Source organism: Amycolatopsis sp. cg5 (genome assembly GCF_041346955.1).
Taxonomy (GTDB): domain Bacteria; phylum Actinomycetota; class Actinomycetes; order Mycobacteriales; family Pseudonocardiaceae; genus Amycolatopsis.
Genome location: NZ_CP166849.1, coordinates 3,746,176 through 3,759,230 on the forward strand (window position 1 = coordinate 3,746,176; position 13,055 = coordinate 3,759,230).

A 13,055-nucleotide genomic window follows, 5' to 3' on the forward strand; every position below is an offset into this window, starting at 1 on the left:
ACACTACGTCACTTGATCTCGTTTGGGTCGTGATTTGTGCACGGAGTGCAGCGGTCATACCCATCTTTGGTCGTAAAGCACTAGCACGGCGGAGTGTGACGAGCTTCACTGGAAGGGAGCAGATCCGAAGAACCGACTGAGGGGTGGAGATCGAAATGTCCGCGGTAGCGAAACCGGAATTGGTGCAGGCGCTGTTCTGTTCGCCGTTGCCGGTCACGGCCGATCTGCCGGTCGACAGCATCAGGGCCGAGATCGAAAGCATTCTCCAGGCGCAGGAATCCAGCGGATGCCTGTGCGACGTCGCACAGGAGGCCGGTGATCATCCTGAGAGTTACCTCGACCGCATCAGATGGTGCATCAGCTGTGTTCAGAAGGCTTACCCGCAAGTGGGGGCGGCCTGACGGGCAGAGAAGAGGGGACCTGAACCGAAACGGCCAGGTCCCCTCTTAAACGCTCAGCCCTTGGTAGCGCCGCCGGTGAGGCCCTTGACGAACTGCTTCTGCAGCGCCAAGTAGAAGATCAGCACCGGAAGCGTGGCGAGGAACATCAGCGCGAACACGCTGCCCAGGTCCGCCTGGTATTGCCCGATGGACCGGTAGATACCCGTGGTCACCGTGGTGCCCTGGGACGGCCCGAGGATGATGAGCGGGTCGATGAAGTCGTTCCAGATCCAGACCCCGAGGAAGATGAGCACGCTCGCCGTCGCCGGCTTGAGCAGTGGGAACACGATCCGCCAGAACACCTGCATCCGGTTGGCGCCGTCGAGCAGGGCCGCCTCTTCCAGTTCGACCGGCACGCCGCGGATGAACCCGCTGAAGACGAACACGCCGAACGGCACGTAGTAGCCGACGTTGAACAGCACCAGCCCCTGCAGGGTCGCCATCAGGTGCGTCGCGCGCAGCACGTCGGTGATCGGGATGAGGATGACCTGCGGCGGGATCATCAGCCCGGCGAGCAGGACCATCGTCAGCGCCTTCGTCCAGCGCTTCTGTGACCGGGCCAGGTAGTGGCCGAGCATCGCCGAGAGCACGGTCAGCACCAGTATCGACAGCAGCGTCACGACGATGCTGTTCGTGAGACTCACCCAGTAGAGCCCGTCCGGCCTGGTCAGCACGGCGCTGATGTTCTTGAGCGTCGGCGGCAGCGGCAGCGCGGACGGCTCGGTCGAGATCAGGTCGCCGCGCTTGAAGACGTTGACGAGCACGTAATACAGCGGGATGAAGAAGACGGCGCTGACGGCGATCGCCACCACCGGGCGGACCCAGGACCGCTTGTCGGTCGTCACGGCGCTCACAGGTCGACCTCCCGCCTGCGCAGGAACTGCAGCACGATCGTGGTCACGACGGCGACGATCACCAGCATCACGACCGCCATCGCCGACGCGTAGCCGGCGTGGTTGGCGTCGAGGCCGGTCGCGAGCACGTTGAACGCGATCGTCGCCGTGGTGCCGGAGCCGGGCCCCCCGTTGGTGATGACCTTGACGTAGTCGTAGGTCTTGAAGGCCGAAATCAGCATCACGACGGTGTTGATGGTCAGCGACGGCGCGAGCAGCGGCCAGGTGACCGCGCGGAACCGGCGCCACGGCCCGGCGCCGTCGATCTCCGCCGCCTCCAGCAGCTCGGTCGGCACGCCCTGCAGGCCGGCCAGGTAGACGACCACGCAGAAGCCGAGCATCTGCCAGCAGACGATCGAAGCGACCGAGTACAGCGCGATGTCCGGGTCGGACAGCCAGCCCGGCGGATGATCGACGCCGAGCGCGCGCAGCACCTGGTTGATCGGGCCCTGGTCGTCGAGCAGCTTCTGCCAGATGATGCTGACCACGACCGAGCTCAGGATGACCGGCGTGAAGAACACCGTCCGCAAGGCGTTGTAGAGCCAGCCTTTTTTGTCCAGCAGCAACGCGATGCCGAGGCCGAGCACGTTCGGCACGATGACCACGATCAGCGTGAGCACCGTGGTCACCCAGAGCGCGGTGAGGAAGGTTTCGTCGCTGAAGAGGTTCTTGTAGTTCTCCAGCCCGACGAACTTCGTGGGCGGGTTGAACGGGTTGTAGTTCGTCAGGCTGTAGCCGAAGCTGATCAGGATCGGCGCCATCACGAAGCAGAGATAGATCAGCACGCCGGGCGCGCCGAACGAGGCGAAGTGCCACACCCGCGGCAGGATCGGCTTGCGCCTGCGGCGGGTGGGCGACTTGCCTTCCTCAGCGCGCTCCGGCGTCGGAGCGGTCACGACATCTGTTGCCATTGTGGGTTATTTGGCCTTTGCCCATTCGGTGTCGAGGAAGGCGCACGCGTCGGCGACCGACTTGCGGCCGGTGATCACGTCCTGCGCGGCCTGGTAGACCTTGTCCTTCATGCCGGGCAGCAGGCCGTCGTCGGCGGTCTCCCAGGAAAAAGCGTTCACGACCGCCTTCTGCTCGACGGCCTTCTGGTACAGGTCGTAGCCTGCCTTGAACGTCGCGCCGGCGTCGGCGGGCGGGGTGTAGCCCTTGATGGCGGGGAAGAGGCCGTCGGCCTTGACCGAGGTGTCGAGCTGGGTCTTGTCGAGCTGGAACGCCAGTGCGAAGGTGCGCGCGGCCTCGAGGTTCGCGGACTTGGCGTTCACGATCATGCCGCCGCCGGTGTAGGCGGGCACCACGAGCTTGCCGTCCTCGCTGGGGAAGTTGAACACGCCGATCTCGAAGTCGTGCGGCTTGGTGTCGGCCGCCGACGCGAACCAGTTGCCCATCGGGTACATCGCGCCCTCGCCCTTGAGGAAGGCGGCCTGGGTGTCGTCGTAGCTGCGCGAGACCTGGCTCTTGTCGATGTAGCCCTTGGCGACCAGGTCGGCGAACTTGCCGAACGCCTTCTGGAAGTCGGGGTCGGCGAACTTGACCTTGTCGGCGCGGCGCTGGGTGAGCCAGTCGGGGGTCTTGCCGTAGAGGTCGACGCTGACGAGCCCGTCGAGGATCATCGCCGACGGGAAGCCTTCCTTGCCGCCGCCGATGACGAACGGCTTGCCGCCCTTGGCCTTGACCTTCTCGGCCGCCGCGACGAGCTCGGCCCAGGTGTTCGGCGTGGCGGTGATGCCCGCGTCGGCGAACATCTTCTTGTTGTAGTAGATCGGCGGGATCGTCTGGGTGTTCGCGGGCAGCTGGTGGTGCCCGCCCTTGATCGGGTTGGCGTCGGGGAACTGGAAGTCCTTGAGCTCCTCCGGCGTCCAGGCGTAGAGCGCGCCGGACTCGGCGAACCCGGCCGAGTCGACGGCGATCGCGACGTCGGGGAACTGCCCGGAGGTCAGCAGCTGCTTGGCGTACCCGGTGCGGTCGGTGCTGGGCGCGACCAGCTTCTTGACCTTGATGTCGGGGTGCTTGTCGGTGACGCGCTTGATCGCGGCGTCCCAGTATGCCGGGGTGAGGTTCGGCGATTCGAAGGTCAGGAACGAGATTTCCTTGCCGCCGCCGCCATTCGTGCCGGTTCCGGTGTCGGCGCCGACCGTGCACGCGCTCGCGGCGAGGAGTATCGCCGCTCCCAGCGCCAGGGACCTTCTCATGATCAGCCGCCTCTCACCACACTGCCTGAACCCCATGGGCCTCGGTGACCCGCGTCACGAGACTCGCGCATTCGATCCGATGTTTAGACAACTGTCAAGCCTTTAGAAGGATTGAAAGCTGCGCTGTGACCTTATACATCCGATCTCTGCTGAGAGGATCTTATACGTCAGATACGATACAAGCGCACTATCGCGCTGCCGTGGTCGCCCTTCGGCAGGTCGATCGCGAGCCCGTGCGCGAGCAGGACGGCTCCGTGGTGGACGGTGCCCGTGGCGGGGTCGCGGTACCGGGCGGCGGGGTCGAGACCCTGAAGCCGGACGCGCCGCTCGGGCAGGTTGAAGTGCCCGGACTGCCGGTAGGCGAACACGACCGTCAGCTCCGGCGACACGTACTGGACCGCCGAGATCCCGGACGCGGACGGCGGCTGGAGCCGGTGGAGTGCGCCGTGCTGAACGGTCTGGCGGATCTCTTTGTAGAGCGCGATCTGCTCACGCGCGAAGGCGAGGTCGTCCTCGCTCCACTCGGCGATGTCGCCGCCGATGCCGAGCACGCCCGCCATCGCCACGTGGAACCGGAACGCCAGTGGCGTCGACCGGCCGGTGACGAAGTTCGGGTTGTCGGTGACCCAGGCCGACATCGCGCGTGCCGGGTAGACCTGGGTGTAGCCGTGCTGGATGCGGAGCCGGTCGAGCGCGTCGGTGTTGTCCGAGGTCCATACCTGATCGGTGCGGGCGAGGATGCCCAGGTCGATCCGGCCGCCGCCCCCGCTGCACGACTCGATGCGCAGCCCGGGGTGCTCGGCGCGCAGCCGGTCCATGATCGCGTAGACGGCGTGGGTGTGCCCGGTCCACAGGCGGTCGGGGTCCTCGTCGTCCGGCCAGCCCGCCTCGCTGAACGGGCGGTTCATGTCCCACTTGAGGAAGTCGATGCCGTTGTCGCGAACGAGCGCGTCGAGCCAGCCGAACGCCCACTCGGCGACGTCGTCGCGCGCGAAGTTGAGCACCAGCTGCCTGCGCAGTTCGGAGCGGCGGCGATGCGGGTGGTGCAGCACCCAGTCGGGATGCGCGCGGTAGAGATCGCTGTCCGGGTTGACCATCTCGGGCTCGACCCAGAGGCCGAACTTCATGCCCAGCCGGTGCACCTCGTCGACGAGCGGGGCGAGGCCGCCGGGGAAGCGGTCGCGGTTGACGACCCAGTCGCCGAGGCCCGCGTTGTCACTCGTGCGGCTGCCGAACCAGCCGTCGTCCATCACGAACAGCTCGACGCCGAGGCTCGCGGCGTGTGCGGCGAGTTTGCGCTGACCTGCCTCGTTGACGTCGAAAGCCGTTGCTTCCCAAGAGTTGTAGAGCACCGGGCGTACTTCGTCGGAGTGGGGGAGCACGTGCGCGAGGGTGTACTCATGCCAGGCACGGCTGACGCCGCCGAAGCCGTTTTCCGAGAACACGCCCGAAAAAACGGGCGTGGTCAGCACGGAACCTCGGCCCAGCCGGTGGGTGACGCCGTCTTGGCCGAACCCGCCGGTGACCGTGACGCGGCCGTCGATGCTCCTGGTCGTGGTGAGGCGCCAGGACCCGCTCCAGGCGAGAGCGGTGCTCCAGACCTCGCCGCGGGTTTCGGACGCGTCGCCGGCGTCGAGCATCACCCAGGGATTGGCGTGGTGGCTGGTGATTCCGCGCCTGCTGGAGAAGACCGTCTCGCCTTCGACGACGGGTTCGCGGCGCAGCTGGCTTTCCGCGGCCCAGCGGCCGACCACATGGGACAGCCGGTAGTCCGCGCGCTCCGGCAGCACCCAGGCGGCCGAGTCGGCGCGCAGCACCTCGACCGGCTCACCGTCGTTGGCGAGTTCGACCCAGCGTTCGAGCACGTCGCCGCGGACGCGGTAGTGCAGGTCGATCCTCAGTGGATAGTGGCGGTCGCGGAAGGCGATCCGGAGCGTGTCGCCGTCGATCTCGTGGCCGGTGTACGCCCACTCGAGTGCGCGGGTCCCGTCGGCAAAGCGGACCTGCAGCGAGGGTGTCCAGTAGCGGGTGCCACCGTCGACGGCGAGCTCTTCGCGGCCTTCGTCAGGGTCGTTGAACCCGTCCCACCACGCGGCACTCGGCCGGAGCACGTCCGCGACCTGCTCGGCCGTGAGTGAGGGACCCCAGTAGACGTGGCGAGGCGCGTCCTCGTCGGTCAGCTGGAGCGCGTACGTCCAGGTGGTGGTCTGCAGTACCCAGAGCCGGGACTTCCCGTCGAAGGCGATCACGAGCGCAATCTTGGCCTCGGTGCCCGGAAACGGCCAGGGGACCGATCATCGGGACGGTGATCGGCGTCGCACTGCTTGACCGTGGTTGTTAGGCTTGCATAGCCTAAGTCCGTGGGTGTGAAAATGCCGGATGGCGGCGTACGAGGAGAGTTCGTGTCGGTCTACGAGGATGAGTCCTTCAGCGCTTCGATTGATCCTCTCCCGCTCGTGGTGAAGCTCGCCAGGGCCGGACTGTTCGACGACTACGTGGTCTACGAGAGCGGCGGCCGCTGGACCGTCGCAGGCGGCGAGCTGGCGACGGTCTCGCTCGACGCGACCGAGGTCAAGACCAAGCTCGCGGGAGCGGACGAGACCGTTCAGAGCTGGACGGGGTCGCCTGCCGACGCGTTGCGCCGGGCGCTCGACGCACTGCCGATCCAGGGCTGGAACGCCTACGGCTGGCTGGGTTTCGACTTCGCCGGGCTGATCGCGTCGCTGGTCTCGCGCGGCGCCGAGGCGCCGGGCGGCGAACTCGCCCGCCTGCTCGTGCCGAGGACCGAGGTCAAGATCGACGAGCGCGGCGTGGTGGTCCGCGGTGTCGACGAGGCCGAGCGCGCCCGCGTGCTGGACCTGCTGCGCGAGCCGGTCGAGCAGGTCGTCCCGGCCGCGACGGGCATCGACGTCCGCGCCGACGGCGAGGGCTACCGCGATCGCGTCGCGCAGGCGGTCAAGGAGATCCAGCTCGGGCAGTACCAGAAGGTCATCCTGTCGCGGACGGTGCGCATCCCGTTCGAGGCGGACATGGTCGGCACCTACGAGGTCGGCCGCCGGGGCAACACCCCGGCGCGCTCGTTCCTGCTGCGGATGAACGGCACCCAGGCGGCGGGGTTCAGCCCCGAGGTGATCGTCACGGTCGACGCCGAAGGCCACGTGCTGACCCAGCCGCTGGCGGGCACCCGCGCGTTCGGCCGGGGCAGCGAAGCCGACGCGGCCGCGCGCAGTGAGCTCGAGTCGGACCCGAAGGAGGTCTTCGAGCACGCGGTCTCCGTGCGTGCCGCCCAGGAGGAACTGCGCGGTGTCTGCCGGGCGGGCACCGTCGGCGTCGACGACTTCATGGGCATCAAGGAACGCGGCAGCGTCCAGCACCTGGCCTCGCTCGTGACCGGCACGCTCGACGAGCAGCGGACCTCTTGGGACGCCTTGGAGGCCGTGTTCCCGGCGATCACCGCTTCGGGCATCCCCAAGCGCGAGTCGCTGGACGCGATCTTCCGTCTCGACGAGACGCGGCGCGGCCTCTACTCCGGCGCGGTTCTCTCGGCTTCTCACGACGGAGCGCTCGACGCGGCCCTGGTGTTGCGCGCGGTTTATCAGCAGGACGGCCAAGCTTGGCTGCGCGCGGGCGCGGGCATCGTCACGGACTCGACTCCCGAGCGTGAGTTCGAGGAGACCTGCGAGAAGCTCTCCAGCGTCGCGCCGTTCGTAGTGCGCGCCGACTGATCTTGAAGTCTTAAGCAAGCGAGAGAGCGGGCTTACCCCACTGGAGGGGTAAGCCCGCTTTCGTGTCTTAAGAAGCTTTGGTGCGGAAGCGCCAGAGGACCCAGGCGAGGTAGACACCACCCAGCGCCCCGGTCATCGCGCCGACTGGGAGCAGCGTGTCGCCCGCGACCCGCTGCGCGGCGAAGTCCGCGACCACGACGAGCAACGCGCCCATCCAAGCCGACGGCAGTAGATTCGGCCCAGCCGACCTGGTAAGCCTCTTCGCGAGCTGAGGAGCCACGAGCGCGACGAAAGCGATCGGCCCGGCGGCGGCCGTCGCGATGGCGCAGGCCGCGGTGCCGACGATCAGCAAATACAGCCTGCTGCGCTCGATCGGGACACCCAGCGCCTGCGCGGCGTCGTCACCCATTTCCAGCATCTTCAGCCACTTGCCGCCCGCCAGCACCAGCGGCACGACGACCAGCAGCGCCCACAGCAGCGGGACGGCGTGCCCCCAGCCGCGGTTGTCGAGGCTGCCGGTGATCCACACGGTCGCGCGGCCCGCTTCGTTGAGGCTCGCGGTGACCAGGAGGTAGAAGTTGACCGACTGCAGGATCGCGCTCACCCCGATGCCGACCAGCACCAGCCGGTAGCCGCGCACACCCTGCTGCCACGCCAGCAGGTACACCAGCAGCGCGGTCACCAGGCCGCCGACGACGGCGCCGAGCGAGATCGCGGCCGTGCTGCCACCGAGCAGGACGATCACGGCGAGCGCGCCGGTCGCCGAGCCGTAGGTGAAGCCGACGATGTCCGGGCTGCCGAGCGGATTTCGGGACAGGCTCTGGAAAACCGCGCCGGACAGGCCGAGCGCGATGCCGACGCCCGCCGCGACGAGTACTCTCGGCAGGCGCAGGTCGAGCACGGCGAAGTTGGTCATGCGGCTGCCGTTGCCGAGCAGCGTCCTGATCACGTCCAGCGGCGCCACCGCGATGGCGCCGGTGCCGAGCGTGAACACCACCATCAGCGCGAGCAGGGCCAGCAGGAGCACGGAAGCCGTGACGGGCCGGGTTTTCACGAGCGCACCATCCGTGTCCGGCGGACCAGGTAGATGAACACCGGCGCGCCCAGCAGCGCCGTGACGACGCCGACGTCGAGTTCCTGTTGCGCGACCACCCGGCCGAGGATGTCGGCGGCCAGCAGCAGCGCGGGGGAGAGCACCATGCAGTAGGGCAGCATCCACCGCTGGTCGGGGCCGGTGAGCGCGCGCACGATGTGCGGCACCGCCAGCCCGACGAACACCAGCGGTCCGACGGCCGCGGTCGCCGCGCCCGCCAGCAGGGTGATCGCCACCAAGGTCAGCACCCGGGTGCCGCCGATGTTCGCGCCGAGCGCGCGGCCCGCGTCGTCGCCGAGCGCGATGGCGTTCAACGGGCGAGCGAGCGCCAAGGCGAGCACGAGGCCCACCGCGAGGAACGGGGCGACACGGGCGATCGTCGCGCCGTCGGCCCGGTTGAGCGAGCCGACCGTCCAGAAGCGCATCTGGTCCAACGTCTTGCTGTCGAGCAGCATCGCGCTCTGCGTGACACCGGTCAGTGCCGCCGTGATCGCGGTGCCGGCCAAGGCGAGCCGGACCGGCGACGCGCCGCTGCGGCCACCGGTCGCGAGCGCGTACAGCACGATCCCGGCGAGCGCCGCGCCCGCGAAGGCGAACCAGACGAACGCGCGCAGGTCCGTGATGCCGAGAACGCTGACCGACAACGCCGCCGCCGCGGCGGCGCCCGCGTTGACGCCGAGCAGGCCGGGGTCGGCGAGCGGGTTGCGGGTCAGCGCCTGCATCAACGCGCCCGCGGTGCCGAGTGCCGCGCCGACGGCGAGGCCGATGAGCGTGCGTGGCACCCGGAGATCCCACACGACGAATCCGACGTCCGGAGTGGACTCACCGAACAACGCGGTGACCACAGTGGACAGCGGGATGGAACGGGCGCCGACCGCGATACTCACCAGCGCGATCAGGGCGAGCACGGCCACGGCGACGACGAGCCCCGTGGCACGCGCCGCGTCAGTTTTCTTCAAGCAGCTTCCCCAAAGCCTTCTTGCTGACCTTGCCGACGGTGGTGAGCGGGAACTCTTCGAGCACCTCGACCCGGTCGGGGAGCTTATACGCCGCGACCCCGCGCGCCCGCAGGAACGTGGTGACGTCACGCAGCGCCGGCGCCTCGCCCTTGACCACGAGGAACGCGCAGATCCGCTCGCCCATCACCTCGTCGGCCATGCCGACCACGGCCGCGTCGTGCACCAGCGGGTGCGCGAGCAGGTGGTTTTCGAGCTCCTCGGCGGGGATCTTCTCGCCACCGCGGTTGATCTGGTCCTTCACCCGGCCTTCGACGATCAGGTGCCCGCTCGGCAGTACGCGCACGAGGTCGCCGGAGCGGTAGAAACCGTCTTCGGTGAACGCGCGCTTGTTGTGCTCCTCGGCGCGGTAGTAGCCGCGCAGCGTGTACGGGCCGCGCGTGAGCAGCTCGCCTTCGGCGGCGTCGTTGCCGTCGGCGTCGAGCACACGGACCTCGTCGGCGGGGGAGAGCGGCCTGCCCTGCGTGGTGACGATCAGCTCTTCGGAGTCGTCGAGGCGCGTGTAGTTGAGCAGCCCCTCGGCCATGCCGAACACCTGCTGCAACTGGCAGCCGAGCGCCTCACGCACGCGGGCTGCGGGCTCCGCGCTGAACTTCGCGCCGCCGACCTGCAGCAGCTCCAAACTGGACAGATCGTCGTCGCTCCACTCCGCGTTTTCCATCCACAGCAAGGCGAGCGGCGGAACGACGGCGGTGACGGTGACGCGCTCGGCCGCGATCAGCTCGAACACCACGTCCGGGCTCGGGTTCGGCGCGAGCACGACCGTCGCGCCCACGGCGAACGTGCCGAGGATCCCGGGGCAGGCGAACGCGAAGTTGTGCGCGGCGGGCAGCGCGACCAGGTACACGGTGTCGGCGTCGAACCCGCACACCTCCGCGCTCGCGCGCGCGTTGTAGAGATAGTCGTCGTGCGTGCGCGGGATCAGCTTCGGGGTGCCGGTCGTGCCGCCGGAGAGCAGGAACAACGCGACCTCGCCAGAGTCGGGTGCGTCGAGCGGAACCGGTGCGGCGTCGGGAAGCGCGGTGAACTCGGCCGGATCACCGGAGACGAACACGTGGCGCAGCCCCGGAACCGCCTTCGTGACCGTCCTCGCCAGCGAGCGGTAGTCGAACGTGTCGTCGGAGTCCGCGATGACGTACGCGGTCGCCTCGCTCAGCTCGCACAGCGGCACGATCTCGCTCTCGCGGTGCGCGGGCAGCGCGAGCACCGGCGGCGCGCCGACGCGCAGCAGCGCGAAGATCGTCACGACGAAGTCGTCGATGTTGGGCATCTGGACGACCACCCGGTCACCACGCGCGATGCCCGCGGCGACGAAACCGGCGGCGACCCGGTCCGCGCGGGCGTCGAGGTCGGCGTAGCTCCAGCGGGTGCCGGTCGGCCCGACCAGCGCGGTCTTGCCGGGGTGGTGCCGCGCCCCGTCCCGCAGCAGGACGTCGAGCGGTTGCCCGGCCCAGTACCCTGCCGCGCGGTACTTTTCGGCCAGTTCCTGCGGCCAGGGCGTGCACCCGTCCAGCATCTCGGCTCCTCGTTCCGGGGGATGAACTTAGGTTAGGCTAGCCGACGTATTCGGATGCTCACGAGGGGACGACGGACTTGCGGCTCGGGGAACTGGTCATCGATATCGAGCCGCTGCGCCGCAGTGGCGCGTTCCGGCGGGTCTTCGCCGCGCAGACGCTGAGCGTGATCGGGGCGAGCCTGACGAACGTCGGCATCAACCTGCAGGTCTATCAGCTCACCAAGTCTTCACTGCAGGTCGGCCTGGTCGGGCTGGTCTTCGGCGCGACACTGCTGGCCGGGCTGATCGCGGGCGGCGTGCTCGCCGACCGGTCCGACCGGCGCAAGGTGATCCTCGGCAGCCGCGCGGGCACCGCGCTGATCCTGACGGGACTGGCGGTCAACGCCGCGCTTCCCGCGCCGTCGCTGGGCTTCGTCTACGTGGCCGCGTTGTTCGCAGGCGGGATCGCCGGGCTCGGCGGATCCGCGCTGATGGCCGCGATCCCGGCGCTGTCCGGGCCGAAACTGGTCGCGGCCGCCGGTGCGCTGATCACGGTGACCAGCCAGTTCGGCGCGATGGTCGGCCCGGCGCTCGCCGGGCTCGTCGCGTCGGGCCCCGGTATCGCGTTCTGCTTCGCGCTCGACGCCGCCGGTTACGTGGTCGGGCTCACACTGCTGTGGTTCCTGCCCGCGATGCCGCCGGGCGAATCCTCGGACACCGCCCAGCATCCGCTGCGCTCGCTGGCCGACGGTTTCAAGTTCATCAAGGGCAACCAGGTCGTCGCCGGGCTGCTGCTGATCGACATGTGGGCCGTCGTCTTCGCCATGCCGTACGCGTTGTTCCCGCAGCTGGGCACCGAGGTCTTCCACGGCGGGCCGACCGCCGTCGGCCTGCTCTACACCGCGCCCGCCGTCGGCGCCTTCCTCGGCGCGCTCACCAGTGGCTGGACCGGCCGGATCAAGCACACCGGGCGCGCGCTGATCGCCGCCGTGCTGCTGTGGGGCCTGGCGATCACCGGGTTCGGGCTCAGCGGCCAGCTCTGGCTCGGCCTGACCTTCCTCGCGCTCGCGGGGCTCGGCGACACCATCTCGGAGATCCTGCGCCGGGCGCTGCTGCAGCACTACACACCCGACCGGCTGCAGGGCCGCGTCGGTAGCCTGTGGCTGGCGCAGGCGACCGGTGGCACGGCCATCGGCAACGCCGAGGCCGGCGTGGTCTCGCGGCTGCTCGGTGGTTCCGCCGCGGTCGTCACGGGCGGGCTGGTCTGCGTCGCGGGGGTGGTGATGATGGCGGTGGCCATGCCGAAGTTCCGCGAGGCGAGCCTGCGCACCCCGTCGGCGGACGAGCTCAAGGTCTAGGGAGAACACGTGCCAGTCGCCCAGGTCAACGGGATCGAGCTCAACTACTGGGACACCGGCGACGGTGAACCGGTCGTGCTCGTCATGGGCATGGCCGCCACCGGCCGGGTCTGGCAGCTGCACCAGGTGCCCGCGCTCGTCGAGGCGGGCTACCGGGTGATCACCTTCGACAACCGGGGAACCGGCGGGTCGAGCGAGTGCGGTGACGGCTTCAAGATCGACGACCTGGTCGCCGACACCGCCGGGCTGATCGAGTGCCTGGACCTCGGGCCGTCGCGGGTGGCGGGCACTTCGCTGGGCGCCCAGGTCGTGCAGGAGCTGGCGCTGGCGCGGCCGGAGCTCGTCACCAGTGCGGTCCTGCTGGCGACCCGCGGCCGGATCGACTTGCTGCGCAAGGCTTCGCGTGCGGCCGAGCGGGAACTGCGGGCCAGCGGGCTCGAGCTGCCCGCGCGGTACGAGGCGATCGTTCGCGCGCAGCGGAACCTCTCGCCGGCGACGCTCAACGACGAGGCGAAGGTGCGCGACTGGCTCGACATGTTCGAGTTGTCGCCGGTGGTGTGGACGCCGGGACTGCGTGCCCAGCTGGCACTCGACATGACCGAAAGCAGGCTGCCCGCCTACCGCGCGATCAGCGCGCCGACGCTGGTCATCGGGTTCGCCGACGACGCGGTCCTGCCGCCGTTCCTGGCCCGCGAGGTCGCCGACGCCATCCCCGGCGCCCGCTACCGCGAGCTGGCCGAGTGCGGGCATTACGGCTACTTGGAGCGACCCGAAGCCGTCAACGCCGCGATGCTGGAGTTCTTCGCCGCCCGGTAGCGAGTCCTGGGTCACGTCGAT

Annotated in this window: 11 protein-coding genes; 4 read left to right on the forward strand and 7 right to left on the reverse strand. The window is 69.1% G+C overall.

All coding sequences use genetic code 11. The annotated features are described in order from the left end of the window. Positions 1-155 precede the first annotated feature (155 nt). Entirely contained in the window at positions 156-401 is a 246-nt protein-coding gene (locus AB5J62_RS17025) for a hypothetical protein (RefSeq protein ID WP_370949193.1), read from the forward strand. Between the two features lie 53 nt (positions 402-454). Here the strand turns inward: AB5J62_RS17025 and AB5J62_RS17030 are convergent, their stop codons facing one another. The 4 genes from AB5J62_RS17030 to AB5J62_RS17045 all read right to left on the reverse strand — a co-directional run bounded on the left by AB5J62_RS17030 (position 455) and on the right by AB5J62_RS17045 (position 5,780). Next, positions 455-1,285 carry a carbohydrate ABC transporter permease gene (locus tag AB5J62_RS17030; protein ID WP_370950283.1) on the reverse strand — a complete coding sequence of 277 codons (831 nt, stop codon included), beginning with the start codon at positions 1,283-1,285 and terminating at the stop codon, positions 455-457. 5 nt (positions 1,286-1,290) lie between these two features. After that, positions 1,291-2,229: a carbohydrate ABC transporter permease gene (locus AB5J62_RS17035; protein ID WP_370949194.1), complete on the reverse strand. Its 939-nt coding sequence runs from the start codon at positions 2,227-2,229 to the stop codon at positions 1,291-1,293. A gap of 21 nt (positions 2,230-2,250) precedes the next feature. Beyond that, on the reverse strand, positions 2,251-3,531 hold the full coding sequence (locus tag AB5J62_RS17040; RefSeq protein ID WP_370949195.1) for an ABC transporter substrate-binding protein: 1,281 nt from the start codon (positions 3,529-3,531) through the stop codon (positions 2,251-2,253). Between the two features lie 167 nt (positions 3,532-3,698). Then, positions 3,699-5,780 carry an alpha-galactosidase gene (locus AB5J62_RS17045; protein ID WP_370949196.1) on the reverse strand — a complete coding sequence of 694 codons (2,082 nt, stop codon included), beginning with the start codon at positions 5,778-5,780 and terminating at the stop codon, positions 3,699-3,701. Between the two features lie 153 nt (positions 5,781-5,933). Here AB5J62_RS17045 and AB5J62_RS17050 point away from each other — a divergent pair, with 153 nt between their 5' ends. Further along, positions 5,934-7,256, forward strand: a complete 1,323-nt coding sequence (locus AB5J62_RS17050) for a salicylate synthase (protein ID WP_370949197.1) — start codon at positions 5,934-5,936, stop codon at positions 7,254-7,256. Positions 7,257-7,323: 67 nt separating this feature from the next. Here AB5J62_RS17050 and AB5J62_RS17055 read toward each other — a convergent pair whose 3' ends face one another. Genes AB5J62_RS17055 through AB5J62_RS17065 form a run of 3 tightly spaced genes read right to left on the reverse strand, consistent with a single transcriptional unit; the run spans position 7,324 to position 10,881 of the window. After that, on the reverse strand, positions 7,324-8,310 hold the full coding sequence (locus tag AB5J62_RS17055; protein ID WP_370949198.1) for a FecCD family ABC transporter permease: 987 nt from the start codon (positions 8,308-8,310) through the stop codon (positions 7,324-7,326). Beyond that, positions 8,307-9,308 (reverse strand): FecCD family ABC transporter permease, encoded by a 1,002-nt coding sequence (locus tag AB5J62_RS17060; RefSeq protein ID WP_370949199.1) that lies wholly within the window; start codon positions 9,306-9,308, stop codon positions 8,307-8,309. The genes AB5J62_RS17055 and AB5J62_RS17060 overlap by 4 nt, the downstream gene beginning before the upstream one ends. Further along, complete coding sequence (locus AB5J62_RS17065; RefSeq protein ID WP_370949200.1) at positions 9,295-10,881, reverse strand: (2,3-dihydroxybenzoyl)adenylate synthase; 1,587 nt, start codon at positions 10,879-10,881, stop codon at positions 9,295-9,297. Before AB5J62_RS17065 ends, AB5J62_RS17060 begins: the two co-directional genes overlap by 14 nt. Positions 10,882-10,958: 77 nt before the next feature. On the opposite strand from AB5J62_RS17065, the gene entS reads away from it, so the two are divergent. Both entS and AB5J62_RS17075 read left to right on the forward strand, forming a co-directional pair. Then, positions 10,959-12,218, forward strand: a complete 1,260-nt coding sequence (entS, locus tag AB5J62_RS17070) for an enterobactin transporter EntS (protein ID WP_370949201.1) — start codon at positions 10,959-10,961, stop codon at positions 12,216-12,218. A gap of 9 nt (positions 12,219-12,227) precedes the next feature. Further along, positions 12,228-13,034 carry an alpha/beta fold hydrolase gene (locus AB5J62_RS17075; protein ID WP_370949202.1) on the forward strand — a complete coding sequence of 269 codons (807 nt, stop codon included), beginning with the start codon at positions 12,228-12,230 and terminating at the stop codon, positions 13,032-13,034. Positions 13,035-13,055 lie beyond the last annotated feature (21 nt).

What these genes read in the sequence shown, in the direction of transcription:
- AB5J62_RS17040 (WP_370949195.1), bottom strand. Translation starts at nt 3,531, where the DNA reads ATGAGAAGGTCCCTGGCGCTGGGAGCGGCGATACTCCTCGCCGCGAGC.
- AB5J62_RS17065 (WP_370949200.1), bottom strand. Translation starts at nt 10,881, where the DNA reads ATGCTGGACGGGTGCACGCCCTGGCCGCAGGAACTGGCCGAAAAGTAC.
- AB5J62_RS17025 (WP_370949193.1), top strand. Translation starts at nt 156, where the DNA reads ATGTCCGCGGTAGCGAAACCGGAATTGGTGCAGGCGCTGTTCTGTTCG.